General features: G+C 72.5%; 10 protein-coding genes. 8 read left to right on the top strand and 2 right to left on the bottom strand.

What is annotated here, in order from left to right:
• The first annotated feature begins 34 nt into the window (after nucleotides 1-34).
• A complete protein-coding gene (locus OG521_15545; protein ID WUW22134.1) occupies nucleotides 35-1159 on the top strand; it encodes a GuaB3 family IMP dehydrogenase-related protein in 1125 nt (374 codons plus the stop codon).
• 77 nt (nucleotides 1160-1236) lie between these two features.
• Here the strand turns inward: OG521_15545 and OG521_15540 are convergent, their stop codons facing one another.
• Complete coding sequence (locus OG521_15540; GenBank protein ID WUW22133.1) at nucleotides 1237-1815, bottom strand: hypothetical protein; 579 nt, start codon at nucleotides 1813-1815, stop codon at nucleotides 1237-1239.
• A 106-nt stretch (nucleotides 1816-1921) separates the two neighbouring features.
• A complete protein-coding gene (locus tag OG521_15535) occupies nucleotides 1922-3184 on the bottom strand; it encodes a nucleotide sugar dehydrogenase (GenBank protein ID WUW22132.1) in 1263 nt (420 codons plus the stop codon).
• Between the two features lie 246 nt (nucleotides 3185-3430).
• Between OG521_15535 and OG521_15530 the strand changes: the two genes are divergently transcribed.
• The 7 genes from OG521_15530 to OG521_15500 all read left to right on the top strand — a co-directional run bounded on the left by OG521_15530 (nucleotide 3431) and on the right by OG521_15500 (nucleotide 17586).
• A complete protein-coding gene (locus OG521_15530) occupies nucleotides 3431-5137 on the top strand; it encodes a glycerol-3-phosphate dehydrogenase/oxidase (GenBank protein ID WUW22131.1) in 1707 nt (568 codons plus the stop codon).
• A 334-nt stretch (nucleotides 5138-5471) separates the two neighbouring features.
• Entirely contained in the window at nucleotides 5472-7418 is a 1947-nt protein-coding gene (locus OG521_15525; GenBank protein WUW22130.1) for a serine/threonine protein kinase, read from the top strand.
• 180 nt (nucleotides 7419-7598) lie between these two features.
• Nucleotides 7599-10325, top strand: a complete 2727-nt coding sequence (locus tag OG521_15520; protein ID WUW22129.1) for a protein kinase — start codon at nucleotides 7599-7601, stop codon at nucleotides 10323-10325.
• A 155-nt stretch (nucleotides 10326-10480) separates the two neighbouring features.
• A complete protein-coding gene (locus tag OG521_15515) occupies nucleotides 10481-12130 on the top strand; it encodes a serine/threonine protein kinase (protein WUW22128.1) in 1650 nt (549 codons plus the stop codon).
• 96 nt (nucleotides 12131-12226) lie between these two features.
• Nucleotides 12227-13912: a serine/threonine protein kinase gene (locus OG521_15510; protein ID WUW22127.1), complete on the top strand. Its 1686-nt coding sequence runs from the start codon at nucleotides 12227-12229 to the stop codon at nucleotides 13910-13912.
• A gap of 153 nt (nucleotides 13913-14065) precedes the next feature.
• Nucleotides 14066-15694, top strand: coding sequence for a succinic semialdehyde dehydrogenase (locus tag OG521_15505; GenBank protein WUW22126.1), 1629 nt, complete (start codon nucleotides 14066-14068; stop codon nucleotides 15692-15694).
• A gap of 41 nt (nucleotides 15695-15735) precedes the next feature.
• Nucleotides 15736-17586 (top strand): GMC family oxidoreductase, encoded by a 1851-nt coding sequence (locus OG521_15500; protein ID WUW22125.1) that lies wholly within the window; start codon nucleotides 15736-15738, stop codon nucleotides 17584-17586.
• The last annotated feature ends 70 nt before the right edge of the window (nucleotides 17587-17656 follow it).

The following is a 17656-nucleotide window of genomic DNA, read 5'->3' as shown; positions in this document are numbered from 1 at the left end:
ACAGCGCAGACGTAGAGGGAAAGGCCACACCATCGTGACTGAGATCGAGATCGGGCGCGGCAAGCGCGGCCGCCGGGCATACGCATTCGACGACATCGCCGTCGTCCCGAGCCGCCGGACCCGCGACCCGAAGGAGGTCTCGATCGCCTGGCAGATCGACGCCTACCGCTTCGAGCTGCCGTTCCTGGCCGCTCCCATGGACTCCGTCGTCTCCCCGCAGCACGCCATCCGCATCGGTGAGCTCGGCGGCCTCGGCGTGCTCAACCTGGAAGGCCTGTGGACCCGGCACGCCGACCCGCAGCCGCTCCTCGACGAGATCGCCGAGATGCCCGTCGAGTCCGCGACCCGCCGACTCCAGGAGATCTACTCCGCCCCCATCCAGGAGGAGCTGATCGGGCAGCGCATCAAGGAGGTGCGCGACTCCGGTGTCGTCACCGCCGCCGCGCTCTCCCCGCAGCGCACCGCCCAGTTCTCGAAGGCCGTCGTCGACGCGGGCGTGGACATCTTCGTCATCCGCGGTACGACGGTCTCCGCCGAGCACGTCTCGGGCGCTGCCGAGCCGCTCAACCTGAAGCAGTTCATCTACGAGCTGGACGTCCCGGTCATCGTCGGCGGCTGCGCCACGTACACCGCGGCCCTGCACCTGATGCGCACGGGCGCGGCCGGTGTCCTCGTCGGCTTCGGCGGTGGCGCCGCGCACACCACGCGCAACGTCTTCGGCATCCAGGTCCCGATGGCGACCGCGGTCGCCGACGTGGCCGGGGCCCGCCGCGACTACATGGACGAGTCCGGCGGCCGGTACGTGCACGTGATCGCGGACGGCGGCGTCGGCTGGTCCGGCGACCTGCCGAAGGCCATCGCCTGCGGTGCGGACGCCGTGATGATGGGCTCCCCGCTCGCCCGCGCGACGGACGCCCCGGGCCGCGGCCGGCACTGGGGCATGGAGGCCGTCCACGAGGACGTGCCGCGCGGCAAGCTGGTCGACCTCGGCTCCGTCGGTACGACGGAGGAGGTCCTCACCGGTCCCTCGCACACCCCCGACGGCTCGATGAACATCTTCGGCGCGCTGCGCCGGGCGATGGCGACGACAGGGTACAGCGACCTCAAGGAGTTCCAGCGCGTCGAGGTGACGGTGGCGGACTCGCAGCACCGCCGCTGAGCGCTCAGCACACACGGAAGGGCCCGGACCGCGATCGCGGTCCGGGCCCTTCCGTGTTTCCTGCGTGTCGTCAGCGACTAGTCGGCAGCCTTCTTGGCGCCGGAGAACGCGGCGACCGCCGCGACGGCGAAGAAGAGGTACGAGATGAAGTCCGAGTCGGCCTTCCACGCCTCGTTCAGCAGGCTGAAGTGGTCGAAGAACAGCTCGGAGACCGTGACGGGGAGCTCCTTCGCCGCGATCATGGCCTCGCCGAGCAACTGGCCGAAGTAGACGGCGATCAGCGAGAGGACGACACTCAGGACCGGCAGGATCGGGTTCCGGCCGCCGACCTTGCCCGAGGCGAAGCCCACCACGAAGCCGACACCCACGGCCGCGTAGCCGATCTCGTGCTTCGTCGCGCCGATGATCGCGCCGTAGATGGCCGCCGCGACGACCGCCGCGACGACGGCGGCGGCTATACCGAGACCCACGTTGTTGCGCGCCGGTGCCACCGGAGCGAACGGTGCGCCGCCGCCGAAGGGGGCGCCGACCGGCTGCTGGCCCGCGAACGGGTTGCCGGTCGGGGCGCCGGGCTGGCCGGGCTGGGCGGCATACGGGTTGCCGGCCTGCGGCTGGCCGTCGTACGGCTGGTTCGGCGGTGGTACGGGCGTGCTCATGGTGGGTTCCCCCTGGGACTGTGGCGCACTGGTGTGCGATGAGTGACGCCGCAGGCTAGCAGTCGGTTCCGACAATGACCCACCGGAATCCTTGGGGGGACTGCGATCAGAGCCGGTGCGCGGCTCCCGCCGGGGTCGCGCCACGGGTGTCCAGGAGGAGCTGCGCCTTCACGGCCAGGCCCTGGAGGTCGTAGGTGCGGTGGTGCTGGAGCAGCACCGTCAGATCCGCACTGGAGGCCGCCTCGTAGAGCGAATCGGCACGTGGGACCGGGAGTTCGCGCACGCGCCAGTCCAGGACGTGCGGATCGTGGTAGCCGATCTGCGCCCCCATGTCCATCAGCCGGGTGGCGATCTCCCGGGCGGGGGAGGCCTCCTGGTCGGCGAGGTCCGGCTTGTAGGTGACGCCGAGGAGGAGGATCCGGGCGCCCCGGACGGACTTGCCGTGCTCGTTGAGGAGGGTGGCCGAGCGCTGGATCACGTACTGCGGCATCCGGTCGTTGATCTCCTGCGCGAGCGAGACCATCCGCAGGGGGTGTCCGGGGGTGCGGCTGTTGTACGGGAGGTAGCCCGGGTCGACCGGGACGCCGTGGCCGCCGACGCCGGGCCCGGGGCGGAAGGGCTGGAAGCCGAAGGGCTTGGTCTCGGCGCACCGGATGACGTCCCACAGGTCGACGCCGAGGTCGTGGCAGAGCACCGCCATCTCGTTGACCAGGGCGATGTTGACGTGCCGGAAGTTGGTCTCCAGGACCTTCGTCATCTCGGCCTCGCGCGGGCCGCGGGCGCGGACGACCTTGTCGGTGAGGCGGCTGTAGAAGGCCGCGGCCGATTCGGTGCAGGCCGGGGTGAGACCGCCGATCACCTTGGGGGTGTTGGCGTAGACGTGGGTGCGGTTGCCGGGGTCGACCCTGGTGGGGGAGTAGGCGAGGTGGAAGTCGCGTCCGCCGCGCAGGCCCGAGCCCTCTTCGAGGAGGGGGAGCAGGAAGTTCTCGGTGGTGCCGGGGTGGACGGGTGATTCCAGCAGCACGGTGGTGTGCGGGCGCAGCCGGGCGGCCAGGGCGCGGGCCGCGTCGCCCACACCGGTGAGGTCGAGGGTGCGGTCGGGGCCGAGGGGGGTGGGCGCGCAGATCACGGCGGTACGGACCCGGCCCAGCTCGGCCTGGTTGGTGGTGGGGCGGAAGCCGCCGGAGAGCATCCGGCGGATGTCGGACGCGGTGAGCGGCCCCTCGACGGGGGTGCGGCCCGCGGAGAGCTCCGCGAAGGCGCGCGGGTCGGTGTCGTAGCCGACGGTCTGGATGCCGGCTGCGACGGCGGCTTGGGCGAGGGGCAGGCCGAGGTGACCGAGTCCGATGACGGCGAGGTCTGCAGGCACGTGGGTGGCCGTCCTTCCCTAAGACCATGAGGACAGAAAGCGCAACTGCTGGGGACAGCGCAATGTCAGACTAGGCGTAAATATGACCTATATGTCGCATTGTGTGGCCCTTGTCGTCCGGGTGTTGTCCACAGGCGGTGGCTGAAGTCGCGGAGCGCGGACAGAATCGAGAGGTGGGCACGGGCCCGGCCCCGCGGCCGGACCGCATCCCCGTGCCGGACCACCCCGATCTACCGGGAGGCAGCAGTGAGGACAGCGACACTGGGACCCGCGGAGCGCACCGAGGCGCTCGCCGCGATGGCCGAGCGCGAACTGGACGTGCTGGTCGTGGGGGCGGGGGTGGTCGGCGCCGGGACGGCGCTGGACGCGGTGACCAGAGGGCTCTCGACCGGGCTGGTCGAGGCCCGCGACTGGGCGTCCGGCACGTCGAGCAGGTCGAGCAAGCTGATCCACGGCGGGCTGCGCTATCTGGAGATGCTCGACTTCGGGCTCGTCCGCGAGGCGCTGAAGGAGCGCGGGCTGCTGCTGGAGCGGCTCGCCCCGCACCTGGTGAAGCCGGTGCCGTTCCTGTACCCGTTGCAGCACAAGGGCTGGGAGCGGCTCTACGCCGGCGCGGGCGTCGCGCTGTACGACGCGATGTCGGTGTCGTCCGGGCACGGCCGCGGACTGCCCGTGCACCGGCACCTCTCCCGCCGCCGGGCCCTGCGGGTCGCGCCGGCGCTCAAGCGGGACGCCCTGGTGGGGGCCCTGCAGTACTACGACGCCCAGGTGGACGACGCCCGTCACACGGCGACGCTCGTGCGGACCGCCGCCGGATACGGCGCGCATGTGGCGAACCGGGCGAGGGTGACCGCCTTCCTCCGTGAGGGCGAACGGGTCGTCGGCGTTCGGGTGGAGGACGTCGAGGCGGGTGACAGCTACGAGATCAGGGCCAAACAGGTGGTCAACTCCAGCGGCGTCTGGACGGACGACACCCAGGCGCTGATCGGCGAGCGCGGCCAGTTCCACGTACGGGCTTCCAAGGGCATCCATCTCGTCGTCCCGAAGGACCGCATCCACTCCTCCACCGGCCTGATCCTGCGGACCGAGAAGTCCGTGCTCTTCGTCATCCCGTGGGGGCGGCACTGGATCGTCGGGACGACGGACACCGACTGGGACCTCGACAAGGCGCACCCCGCCGCGTCCAGCGCGGACATCGACTACCTGCTCGAACACGTCAACTCGGTGCTGGCCACCCCGCTGACCCGGGACGACGTCCAGGGGGTCTACGCGGGACTGCGGCCGCTGCTGGCCGGTGAGTCGGACGCGACGAGCAAGCTGTCGCGCGAGCACACGGTGGCGCATCCGCTGCCGGGCCTCGTCGTCGTCGCGGGCGGGAAGTACACGACGTACCGGGTGATGGCCAAGGACGCCGTCGACGAGGCGGTGCACGGCCTGGACCAGCGGGTCGCGGAGTGCGTCACGGAGGACATCCCGCTGCTGGGCGCCGAGGGCTACCGCGCCCTGTGGAACGCGCGGGCCAGGATCGCCGCCAGGACCGGCCTGCATGTCGCCCGGGTGGAGCACCTGCTGAACCGGTACGGCTCCATGACCGAGGAGATCCTGGAGCTGATCGTCGCCGATCCGGTGATGGGCGAACCGCTGCCCTCCGCCGACGACTACCTGAAGGCCGAGATCGTGTACGCCGCCTCGCACGAGGGCGCCCGCCACCTCGACGACGTCCTGACCCGGCGCACCCGGATCTCCATCGAGACCTTCGACCGGGGCACCCGCTCCGCCCGGCTCTGCGCCGAGCTGATGGCGCCGGTGCTCGGCTGGGACAAGGGCCAGATCGACCGGGAGGTCACGCACTACGAGAAGCGGGTGGAGGCGGAACGGGAGTCGCAGCGCCAGCCCGACGACCTGACGGCGGACGCGGCACGGCTGGGAGCACCGGACATCGTGCCCATCTAGGCTCCCTCGGCCGGACGGCGGCGGTCCGCCGTCCGCTTCCCTCCGGCCGCCTTCCGGCGCGGGACGGGACGGCGGACCGCCGCCGGGAATACGGCGGTTCGGAGCGGCGCTGTGGACGACGGGCCGTGGTAGGCAGGGGAGTGCCCGGCGTGAGATGTGGTTCGCTGGGCAGGGGTTCAAGGACACGGCGCGGCAGCGCCCTCCCCGGTACGGGCCGACAGGAATCGCTTCCTCCGGCCCCGTCATCACGGTCCCCGGACCCGGCACCAGGACCGGTCCCGGGGTGAGGGACAATGAACGCTCTGCCAGGGCGGGTTGATCGCAGAGGGGACGCATGTCGGAGGCGGAGCAGGCACGGGAGCCCCAACGGGACAAGGACGGACGCCTCCTTTCGGGGCGATACCGGCTCGGGGAGGTACTCGGCCGGGGCGGTATGGGGACCGTCTGGCGCGCCGTCGACGAGACGCTGGGCCGCACGGTCGCGGTCAAGGAACTGCGGTTCCCCTCGGCCATCGACGACGACGAGAAGCGCCGGCTCATCACGCGTACGCTGCGCGAGGCCAAGGCGATCGCCCGGATCCGCAACAACGGCGCGGTCACCGTCTACGACGTGGTCGACGAGGACGACCGGCCGTGGATCGTCATGGAACTCATCGAGGGCAAGTCGCTGGCCGAAGCGGTGCGCGAGGACGGCGTCCTGACGCCGCGCCGCGCGGCGGAGGTCGGTCTCGCCATCCTCGACGTGCTGCGCTCGGCGCACCGCGAGGGCATCCTGCACCGCGATGTGAAGCCGTCCAACGTGCTGATCTCCGAGGACGGCCGGGTCGTGCTGACCGACTTCGGGATCGCCCAGGTCGAGGGCGACCCGTCCGTCACCTCCACCGGCATGCTCGTCGGCGCCCCTTCGTACATCTCGCCCGAGCGGGCCCGCGGGCACAAGCCGGGACCGCCCGCCGACCTGTGGTCGCTCGGCGGACTGCTGTACGCGAGCGTGGAGGGCTGCCCGCCCTACGACAAGGGGTCCGCGATCGCGACCCTGACCGCCGTGATGACCGAACCGCTGGACCCGCCGAAGAACGCGGGCCCGCTGGAGGAGGTCATCTACGGGCTGCTCGCCCGGGATCCGGAGCAGCGGCTCGACGACGCGGGCGCGCGCGCCCTGCTCACCGACGTCATCAACGCCCCGGAGCAGCCTGACGTCCCGGTGCCGCCGCCCGCCGACGCCACCCAGGTGATGGCGATCCCCAAGAACGTCGCCGACGCCACGCCCAAGTCCGCCCGGAAGTCCGGGGAGACGGGCGAGGGCGGCCGCGACCGGCTGCGCGGGGCCCTGCGCTCGGTGCGGAACGCGAAGGCGGCACCGGCCGCGGGCGCGGGTGTCGCCGCCGGTTCCGCCGCCCCGGCCCGGCCCGCCAAGGCTCCGGCGACGGCCACGGCCTCCCCCTCGGGGGCCGTACCGCCGCCGCGTCCGGCCACCTCGCCGGTCACCCCCCGGGCCTCGCTCACGGACGTGGTGCCGCGCCGCACGCTGGCGATCATCGCGGCCGTCATCGTGCTCGCCGTGCTCGCCACGGTCCTCGCGCTCACGCTCGGCGGGGACGACAAGGGTTCCGACAACGCGGGCAAGGTCAAGGACGGCGCGTCCGCCTCGGCCGGGTCCTCCGCCGGCAGCGGCACCGGGTCCTCCGCCGACACGGAGCAGGGCAGCGGCAAGGAACAGGGCAAGGGCGAGGACGACGACGCCAAGGGCGGCGGCCAGGGCGCGGACGACGACTCGGGCAAGGGCTCGGACGACGCGAAGGACAAGGGCTCGGACGACGCCGTGCCGGCCGGCTTCCGGGCGGTGGAGAACAAGCAGTTCCACTTCTCCATGGCGATGCCCGGGAACTTCCGCTTCGACAAGACGGCGGGCGCCAACTCCGGTGCCATATACAACGTCAGCGGCGGCTTCCCCCGTATCCAGGTCGACTACACCCGTTCGCCCGGCGGCGATGCCGCGGCCGCGTGGAACGCGGCCCGGGCCGCCGTCGCCGGCACCAGCAACAACTACCACCACCTCGGCATAAACAAGGTCCAGTACAACGGCTACCCGACCGTCGCCGACTGGCAGTTCGAGCGTACGCAGCAGGGCCAGCGGGTACGGGTGATCAACCGCGGCTTCAAGGTCGACGCCGGTCACGGATACGCGATCATGATCAGCTGCCCGGCCGACGCATGGGACGCCAAGGAGTGCCGGACGCTGCGCAAGACGGCGTTCGACACGTTCAAGCCGCTCGACTGAGCCAAGCCGTGCGGCCGGGTTGCGCCGACCCTGCCGCGCGGCCGCCGCTTGCCACGTATTGTGAGAGCTCGAAGACCGTACGCAGCCGAAACCTCAAGTCAATTGCACAGTAAGTGACCGCAATTGGCGACTTCGTGCGGTCTACGTGACCGGGGGAACAGCGCGCTCTGGGGAGGCGTCGTGGACGACTATGCGGGTCGGGTACTTGCCGACCGCTACCGCCTTCCGCTGCCCCCGTCCGACGAGTACGAACTGGTCGAGACCCGGGCGTTCGACACCTACAGCGGACAGGAAGTCCTCGTCCGGCAGGTGCCGTTGCCCGAGGTCGTGGACGCCGAGGTGCTCGACGCGGACGGGGTGCCCACAGCAGCGCGGCGCACCAGCGCGCGCACGGTGCGGCGGTCCACCGATCCGGCCGTCCGGCGCGCCATAGAGGCCGCCCAGGCGGCGGCCCAGGTGCCCGACCACCCGCGCCTGGACCAGGTCTTCGACGTGTTCGCCGAGGCGGGCTCGCTCTGGATCGTGAGCGAGCTGGTGGCGGCCCGGCCGCTGGCGGCCCTGCTCGCGGAGCGCCCGCTCAATCCGTACCGGGCCGCCGAGATCGGCTCCGACGTCCTGACCGCGCTGCGGGTCCTGCACGCCCACGGCTGGACCCACCGCAACATCACCGTGCGCACGGTGCTGATCTGCGACGACGGACGCGTCGTGCTGACCGGCCTGGCGGCCGGGGCGGCCGAGGAGGCGCTCTGCGGATATGTGCCGGTGCCGCGCCCCGACGACGGCGATCCCGAGGGTGCGTACGGCAGCCCCGCGGTCGAGTCCGGCCCCACCGGCCCGTACGTCCCGCCCGCGGTGGAGGCGGGCGACGGCGATCCGTACAACGATCCCCACGGCGACCCGTACAGCGACCCGCACGGTGCCCCCGAGGTGCCCGCTGCCCGCGAACCCGCGGCCATCGAGCCGGGGTACGGCGACGGGCCCGCGCAGCCCCACGGCGCCGGGGAGCTGGAGTCCGTGCCGCGGCCTTCACAGCCCGCGCCCATGCCGCCCGGCACCCTGCCCGTCCCCGCATCCGACGAGGCAGGTGCCGCCCGGGCCAGGGCAGCCCGGGCCGGTGCCATCGCCGCGTACCGCGCGGGTGCCCGCGCCGCCGCCCGCATCAGCGAGGAGGAGCGCCGGGCCGGCCGGGACGAGACGCAGGACACCGGCACCCTCCCGGTGCAGCGGCCCGCCCACCCGCAGCCCCCGCTCGGCCTGCCGGGCGTCCCGGAGACGTACGGCGAGGACCTGTACGACGACGAGGACCCGTACGACGACGAGGACGACGACGGCGGGCCGCCGCCCCGGCGGCTCCACCTGACCGGCACCTGGGACGACGGCCCCGGCTACGGACGCCCGGTGTCCGCCGGGGGTTCCAACGAGGACGCCCTGCGCGCCGACTCCCGGCGCCACGACACCACCCCGGCCGTCAGCCCGCTCGTTCCGGCCACCACCCGCGACACCTCCCCGGGCCGCTGGGACGAGATCGTCGCCGGCAGCCGCGGCCCGTCCGCCTACCGCGGCCCCGCCACCACCCTCGCCGCCGAACGCGCCCGGCAGGCCCGGATCGCCGTCGTCGGCGCGGTCACCGAGCGCTGGGCGCCCGAGCAGGCCGGACCGGTCCACGAGAACTGGCAGCTGGCCCCGCCCATCGGCCCCTCCACCGACCTCTGGGCGCTGGGCGCCCTGCTCTACCGCGCCGTCCAGGGCCACGCCCCGTACCCCGAGGAGAGCGCCGCCGAACTCGTCCAGATGGTCTGCGGCGAACCGCCCGCCTTCGCCGAGGAGTGCGGCCCGCTGCGGCCCGTCGTCGAGTCGCTGCTGCGCCAGGACCCCACCGAGCGGCCGGACTTCGAGGAGCTGCGGGGCTGGCTGCGCTCCCTGGTGCGCTCGGCGCCGGAGCCGGAGGCCGGTGCGGACGTCGTGCCGCTGCCGTCCCCCGACGCCACCCGGCTGCCCGTCGTGCGCCGCCGCGGCGAACTCGTCCGCAAGCGCCGCGGCCGCCGGGGCGGCGCGGCACACGGCAGGCACCGCCACACCAAGGACCGTCCGGAACCCGTGGAGCGGGCCCCCCGGCAGCAGGTGCGCGAGCCGAAGAACCCCAGGCCGGTCCGCGAGCCCAAGGGGCCCAAGGCGCTGCGCACCCCGCCCCGCCCGCAGCAGGGCGGCAAGCGCGCACCGCGGCGGCTCGGCCGGCTGCTGCTCGTCCTGATCCTGCTGCTCCTGGTCGCGGCGATCGCGTACGCGGTGATGTTCATGCCCAAGTCCGGTACGGAGCAGGGGGCCGGCGCGTCCCCGTCCCGTACCGCGTCCGGAGCACCCGAACCCGGCAACGGCGGCTCCGGCGGCCCGGACCCCGACCCGTCGCAGTCCTCCGGCGCGCAGCAGCCGCAGACCAGCCGCTCCGCCGTCGCCCTCGCGCCCGGCTACGCGCTGCGCAAGGACGCCGAGGGCTTCGAGGTCGGGCTGCCCAAGGGCTGGGCGCGCGTCGCGCCCAACGCGAACCGTCAGATCCGCTACGGCGACGGCGGGTTCAGCGTCCTCATCGTGCCCGGGCGCGACACGGTCAAGTCCGGCGGCTCGGACCCGCTCGACTACCAGCGGGACAAGGAACCGGAGTTGAAGCCGTTCCGCGACTCCAGCTGGTCGTCCGCGAGCGGGCTGCGCCGGATCGACGTCGGGCAGCAGGCCATGGCGGAGGGGCAGTACACCTGGCAGGCGGGCGGCCGCGAGCTCTTCGTCCGCAACCTGGTGATGGTCGTCGACGGCAAGTACCACATCCTCCAGGCCATCGGCCCGGTGGGCGAGCGCGACAAGGTGAACGACATCTACCAACAGGCCAGTACCTCCTACCGCGTGACGAAGTGAGACGAACCGCCTGACGCTGTGTGCCCGGCCGGTTTCGGCACACCGCTGCCGGGAAGCGACAAGCATCACAGTGCGATCTCGTGAGCGGTGCGAGGTTCCGTGGCCGCACCTCCCCTCCGTAACCTGTCATCCGAAGGAACGGGGCGGGGACACACGTGGATCGATCACAGGGCACGGAAGCGGGACTGCTGCTGGCCGGGAGGTACCGGCTCGGCGAGGTCCTCGGACGCGGCGGCATGGGCAAGGTCTGGCGCGCCCATGACGAGGTGCTGCACCGCACCGTCGCCGTCAAGGAACTGACGGCCGGGCTGTACGTCGCCGAGGCGGACCGGGTCGTCCTGCACGCGCGGACCCAGAAGGAGGCCCGCGCCGCCGCCCGCATCACCCACCCCGGCGTGGTCACCGTCCATGACGTGATCGAGTACGACAACCGGCCGTGGATCGTCATGCAGTACGTCGACGGACCGTCACTCGCCGACCAGGCCAAGGAGTCCGGCGAGGTCGACCCGCGCGAGGCCGCCAGGATCGGCCTCCACGTGCTGGGCGCCCTGCGCGCCGCCCACGGCGCCGGGGTGCTGCACCGCGATGTGAAGCCGGGCAACGTCCTGCTCGCCCGGGACGGCCGGGTGCTGCTCACCGACTTCGGGATCGCCGCGATAGAGGGCGACTCGACCATCACCAGGACCGGTGAACTGGTCGGCTCCATCGACTACCTGGCCCCCGAGCGGGTACGCGGCGGCGATCCCGGCCCCGCGTCCGACCTGTGGTCGCTGGGCGCCACGCTGTACACCGCGGTCGAGGGCCGTTCGCCGTTCCGCCGCACCTCGCCGATCTCCACGATGCAGGCCGTCGTCACCGAGGATCCGCCGCCGCCCGAGCGGGCCGGGGCGCTGGGGCACGTCATCACCGCACTGCTCCGCAAGGAACCCGAGGACCGGCCGACGGCCGCGGAGACCGAACGGATGCTGCTGGAGGCCATGGAGGGGCGCGCACCCCGTTCGGCCCAGGCGTACGTCCCCACCCAGCGGGTCCCGGACGAGGTCATGCACGCGATGGGCGCGGACGGCGGCACGGCCCAACTGCCCTACCCCGGACCGGTTCCGCCCCCCGGCTCCGCACCCGTCACCCGGCGCACCCGCGGCCGCTGGCGCACCACGCTCGTGGTCATCGCCCTGGCGGCGCTGGTGGGAGGCGGCGCGGGCATCGCCGCGATGCTGTACTCCAACCGTGCGGACGACGACACCGGCGGCGGGACCGGCGGCACGGCGTCCCACGGCACCCGCTCGCCGGGACCGGCCACCCCGACCCCCACCCCGTCGTCGAAGCCGGACCCGTCGAAGCAGGGGGTGCCGGAGGGCTGGCGGCGGGTGGAGGACCCGGCCGGGTTCAGCATCCTGATGCCGATCGGCTGGGAGCGGCAGGTGAACGGCACCAACATCGACTACACGCCGGACGACGGTGTGCACTACTTCCGCTTCAGCGTCGATCCGACGCCCGACTTCGAGCACCCGTACACGCACATGCAGAACCTGGAGACGAGCCTGAAGGAGCGGCTGCCGGACTACCGGAGCCTGGAGATGAACTCCAACGTCTACCGGGACCAGCCCGGATCCATCTGGGAGTTCACCTGGACCGAGAAGGACGGCGCCGGCCCGCGGCACGCCATCGACCAGATGTACTACGCCAAGGAGGGCGGCCCGGAGTACGCGCTGTACATGACGGGGCCGGAGAAGGACTGGGACGTCACCCGGGACCAGTTCCAGGCGATGCTGCGCAGTTGGCGTGCGCCTGCCGACGAGGGCTGACCCCGCCCGACCCGGCCGGCCGCCGGACTGTCACGGGTCTGTCATCGCTCAACTGCCCCTGTGGTCACGGGGCGTGGCCTCGGACAGGATGTGCGCATGACGAACGACGGGGGACAGGCGGAGGAGCCCACCAGCTATGCGCTGCGGCCACCGCACGCACCGGCACCATCGTCCGGACCGCCCACCGAGCGGGCACCGGTACCCGGGCCGGCGGCGCCCGCCCCGCCTGCTCCGGTGCCGCCCGTTCCCGGACAGGTACGGCCCGGAGCGGAGCTGCCCGAACAGGGCGCCGGCCGTCTCCTCGGCGGCCGCTACCGGCTCGTCGGGCGGCTGGGAGCCGGCGGCATGGGCACCGTCTGGCGGGCCCACGACGAGGTCGTCGACCGGGACGTCGCCGTCAAGGAGCCCCGGGTGCCCGACCATCTGGGCGCGCGGGACCGCGAGATCGTCCATCTGCGGATGCAGCGCGAGGCGCGGGCCGCGGCCCGGATCGACCATCCCTCCGTCGTCACCGTGCACGACGTGGTCGTCGAGGACGCCAAGCCGTGGATCGTGATGGAGCTGGTGCGCGGTCAGTCGCTCGCCGATCTGCTCCAGGAGGGCACCCTCGACCCGCGCGAGGCGTCACGGATCGGCCTCGCCGTCCTGGGCGCGCTGACCGCCGCGCACGGCGCGGGCGTCCTGCACCGTGACGTCAAACCCGCCAACGTGCTGCTGGGCCGCGGGGACCGGGTCGTCCTCACCGACTTCGGCATCGCGCAGGTGGAGGGCGAGGAGGGGCTCACCGAGACCGGTGCGTTCGTCGGCTCGCCCGAGTACATCGCGCCGGAACGGGTGCTGGGGCAGCGCCCGGGCCCCGAGTCCGACCTCTGGTCGCTGGGCGTCGTGCTGTACGCGGCGGTGGAGGGCGTCTCCCCGTACCGCCGCTCGCACACCCCGGCGACGCTGCAGGCCGTCCTGTCGGCGGAACCGCAGATGCCGGCCCGCGGCACGGGGGCCTTCGGCACGCTGGTGATGCAGCTGCTGCGCAAGGACCCCGCGGCGCGGCCGTCGGCCGCGGAGATCCGGCAGACCCTGGAGTCCCTCACCGCCCCGCAGCCCGTCCCCTCCACCGCCACCCGGCTGTACCCGGGAGGCGCGGACGCCGGCGGGAGCCGCTGGCTGCCGCCGGCGCTGCACGGCAACCGCCGCGCCCAGTCCGCCTTCGGCGGCGGGCTGCTGGCGGTGGTCGTCGCGCTCGTCCTGCTGTTCGCCAATCCGTTCTCGGGCGGCGGTCTGCCCGAGGGCTGGCAGTCCAGGCCGGAGACGGAGGTGCTCAAGGCGGACGTGACCGTGCCGAAGGAGTACCAGCGTCACGAGGAGAGCGACGACGGGCTGGTGTGGTTCGGCGACCCCAGCGGCGTCTTCGCCATCGACTTCTGGCACCGGGGACCCGCCGTCGACGACGCCGACGATCCCGGTGCGGACATCGCCGCCCGCAAGGCGTACTACGAGAAGGGCGGCGCGAGCGCCACCCAGATGAAGGACGCGACCGTCACCTCCGAGGAGGTCACGCACCAGGGCCGCAAGGCCTTCGAGATGACCGTCGACTACGTGCCGTACTCCGCCACGGAGGACGACCCGCGGCACGAGCAGTTCCGGGAGCTGTGGATCCCCGGGAAGACCAAGGACTCGGTGTACTGGCACGTGCGGATCGAGATGCCCGCGGCAGGGCAGGCCGCGCGGGACGGGGAGAAGATTTTCGAGCAGGTGACGGAGGGGCTCAAGATTCACTCCTCCTGACCCGGGCGGCGGAAGGTAGGCCCTGATCAGCGGTTATCTAGCCAGTAGACACTGGCTTGGTTGGCGGGTGGTCGCGGAAGGGCGTTGTGAGGACCGTGAAAAGCTGTTACCCACGGGTACCCAAAGCATCCGGGCCGACGTACTCTCGCCCTCATGACGGACTCGCAGGCCTCCACGTCCACCTCCGCCGCCGCTGTCGGCACCAACCCGGTGGCCGTCGCGCCCGCGGGTGTGCGCACGGCCGCCGATGTCGTGACCCCCGAGGTGATCGCCCAGCTGACCCGTGGCGTCGTCGGCTCCGGCCGGACGGCCAACCACACGCCCTTCACCGGCGAGAAGCTGGCCGACCTGCCCGAGTCCACCCCCGAGGACGTGGCGACCGCCTTCGACCGGGCCCGCGCGGCCCAGCCCGCCTGGGCCGCGACGCCCGTCCGGGCCAGGGCCGCCGTGCTGCTGCGCTTCCACGACCTCGTCATCAGCCGCCAGTCCGAGGTCCTCGACCTCATCCAGCTGGAGACCGGCAAGGCCAGGCTGCACGCCCACGAGGAGGTGCAGGCCGTCGCCGTCGCCGCCCGGCACTACGGCCGCAGGGCCGCCGCGTATCTGAAGCCGAAGCGGCACACCGGTGTCGTACCGACCCTCACCAAGGTCACCGAGCTGCGCCAGCCGCGCGGTGTCATCGGCCAGATCGCCCCGTGGAACTACCCGCTGGAGCTGTCCGTCGGTGACGCGCTGCCCGCGTTCGTCTCCGGCAACGCCGTGGTGATGAAGCCCGACACGGAGACCGCGCTGACCGCGCTGTGGGCCCGTGACCTGCTGATAGAGGCCGGACTTCCGGCCGAGGTGTTCCAGGTCGTGCTCGGGGACGGACCCGTCGTGGGCCCCGAGGTCGTCAAGCACGCCGACTACGTCTCGTTCACCGGCTCCACCCGCACCGGCCGCGAGGTCGCCCAGGGTGCCGCGGCCCGGCTCGTCGGCGTCTCGCTGGAGCTCGGCGGCAAGAACGCCATGCTGGTCCTGAAGGACGCCGACGTGGAGAAGGCCGCCGCCGGCGCCGTCCGCGCCTGCTTCTCCTCCGCCGGCCAGCTCTGCATCTCCATCGAGCGGCTGTACGTCCACGAGTCGGTCGCCGACGACTTCGTGGAGCGGTTCGCCGCCCGGACGAAGGCGATGCGGCTCGGCAACTCCCTCGCGTACGGCGCCGACATGGGATCGCTCGTCGGCGAGCGCCAGCTGGAGACCGTCAGCCGGCATGTCGCGGAGGCCGTCGAGAAGGGCGCGAAGCTCGTCGCCGGCGGCGTCGCCCGCCCCGACATCGGCCCGCTGTTCTACGAGCCGACCATCCTCGACGGCGTCGAGGCCCCGATGGCCGTCTGCGGCGAGGAGACCTTCGGACCCGTCGTCTCCCTCTACCGCTTCAGCGACGAGGACGAGGTCGTCGCGCTGGCCAACGCCACCCCGTACGGCCTCAATTCGAGCGTCTGGACCAAGGACGGCAGGCGCGGCCACCAGGTCGCCGCCCGGCTGCGGACCGGCACGGTCAACATCAACGAGGGATACGCCCCGGCGTACGGCAGCGTGCAGTCCCCGATGGGCGGCATGAAGGACTCCGGCCTCGGCCGCCGCCACGGCTCCGAGGGCATCCTCAAGTACACCGAGGCGCAGACCGTCGCCCAGCAGCGGCTGATCCCGCTGGCCCCGTCCTTCGGGATGGACGACGCGAAGTACGCCGCCTTCATGAACCGCAGCCTCAAGGCCATGAAGGCCTTCCGCCTGCGCTGAACCCCCGCACCACTTCTGTCCTTTTCGTACCGAGGAGTGCCATGTCCCAGGACAGCCCTGCCCAGAATCAGGCCGGAGCGGCCGGTGCGGCCGACGACGACGCCGCGTACGACTACGACGTCCTGATCGTCGGTTCGGGCTTCGGCGGCGCGGTCTCGGCGCTGCGGCTGTCCGAGAAGGGGTACCGGGTCGGCGTCCTGGAGGCGGGCCGCCGCTTCACGCCCGGCACCCTGCCCAAGAACTCCTGGGACCTGAAGAACTACCTCTGGGCCCCCGCGCTCGGCCTCTTCGGCATCCAGCGCGTGCACCTGCTCGGCAAGGTGATGGTGCTGGCCGGTGCGGGCGTCGGCGGCGGCTCGCTGAACTACGCCAACACGCTGTACGTCCCGCCGGCGCCGTTCTTCGAGGACCGGCAGTGGGCGCACATCACCGACTGGCAGGACGAGCTGAAGCCGTACTACGACCAGGCCAAGCGGATGCTCGGGGTCCGGCTCAACCCGACGATGACGCCGTCCGACGTCCACCTCAAGGCGACCGCCGAGGTCATGGGCGTCGGCGACACCTTCCACCTCGCCCCGGTCGGGGTCTTCTTCGGCGACGGCGAGGACGCCGACGGCACGGCGAGGGCGAAGCCCGGCGGCACGGTCGCCGACCCGTACTTCGGGGGTGCGGGACCGGCCCGCAAGGCCTGCACCGAGTGCGGCGAATGCATGACCGGCTGCCGGCACGGCGCCAAGAACACCCTCAACGAGAACTACCTCCACCTCGCCGAGAAGGCCGGAGCGGTCATCCACCCGATGACGTCCGTCGTCGCGGTCACGGACGACCCGGACGGCGGCTACCGCGTCTCCACCGTGCCGACCGACCGCCGCAAGAAGGCAACGCCCACGCGGCTGCGCGCCCGCAAGGTGGTCGTCGCGGCGGGCACGTACGGCACCCAGACCCTGCTGCACACCATGAAGGACCAGGGACAGCTGCCCCGGCTCTCCGCCCGCCTCGGCGAGCTGACCCGGACCAACTCCGAGGGTCTCGTCGGCGCGCAGACCTCCGACCGCCGCTACCGCAGGAAGCACGGCACCAAGGCCGACTTCACCAGGGGCGTCGCCATCACCTCGTCGATCCACCCCGACGAGAACACCCACATCGAACCGGTCCGCTACGGCAAGGGATCCAACGCGATGGGCGGCATGACCATCCTCCAGGTGCCGTACAGCAGCCGCCGGGTGCTGGCCTGGTTCGGCAACCTGGCCAAGCACCCGACGCTCGCGATGCGCTCGCTCTCCAACCGCCGCTGGTCGGAGCGGACCATCATCGGGCTCGTCATGCAGTCGCTGGACAACTCCCTGACCGCCTACCGCAAGCCCCGGGGCATCGGCAAGGGCCTGCTCACCGCCCGCCAGGGCCACGGCGCGCCCAACCCGACGCAGATCGCCGAGGCGACGCAGAGCGCGACGCTGCTCGCCGAGGAGATCAACGGCTTCCCGGGCTCCAACATCGGCGAGCTGATGGGCACCCCGCTCACCGCGCACTTCCTCGGCGGCTGCCCGATCGGCGCGAGTGCCGACGAGGGGGTCATCGACCCGTACCACCGGCTGTTCGGCCACCCGGGGATCTCGGTCGTCGACGGTTCCGCGGTCTCCGCCAACCTCGGCGTCAACCCGTCGCTGACGATCACCGCGCAGGCGGAGCGGGCCATGTCCTTCTGGCCCAACAAGGGCGAGCGGGACCCGCGCCCGGCGCAGGGCGAGGAGTACGAGCGGCTGGCGGCGGTCGAACCGCAGGCGCCGGCCGTCCCGAAGGAGGCGTTCGGCGCGCTGAGGCTGCCGTTCCTGGGGATGCCGGCGGTGCCGCCGAAGAAGGTCACGGAGAAGGAGCCCACGAAGGCGGAGTAGCCGGGGCCGGACAGCAGAAGGGGCTGCACCCCCCTCCGAGTGCAGCCCCTCCCGCTCAACCGGTGAAGCC

Source organism: Streptomyces sp. NBC_01463 (genome assembly GCA_036227345.1).
Taxonomy (GTDB): domain Bacteria; phylum Actinomycetota; class Actinomycetes; order Streptomycetales; family Streptomycetaceae; genus Streptomyces.
This window is presented reverse-complemented; position numbering and strand designations above follow the sequence as displayed.

Coding starts and splice junctions, on each gene's coding strand:
- OG521_15500 (WUW22125.1), top strand. CDS start 15,736: ATGTCCCAGGACAGCCCTGCCCAGAATCAGGCCGGAGCGGCCGGTGCG.
- OG521_15525 (WUW22130.1), top strand. CDS start 5,472: ATGTCGGAGGCGGAGCAGGCACGGGAGCCCCAACGGGACAAGGACGGA.
- OG521_15510 (WUW22127.1), top strand. CDS start 12,227: ATGACGAACGACGGGGGACAGGCGGAGGAGCCCACCAGCTATGCGCTG.
- OG521_15505 (WUW22126.1), top strand. CDS start 14,066: ATGACGGACTCGCAGGCCTCCACGTCCACCTCCGCCGCCGCTGTCGGC.
- OG521_15540 (WUW22133.1), bottom strand. CDS start 1,815: ATGAGCACGCCCGTACCACCGCCGAACCAGCCGTACGACGGCCAGCCG.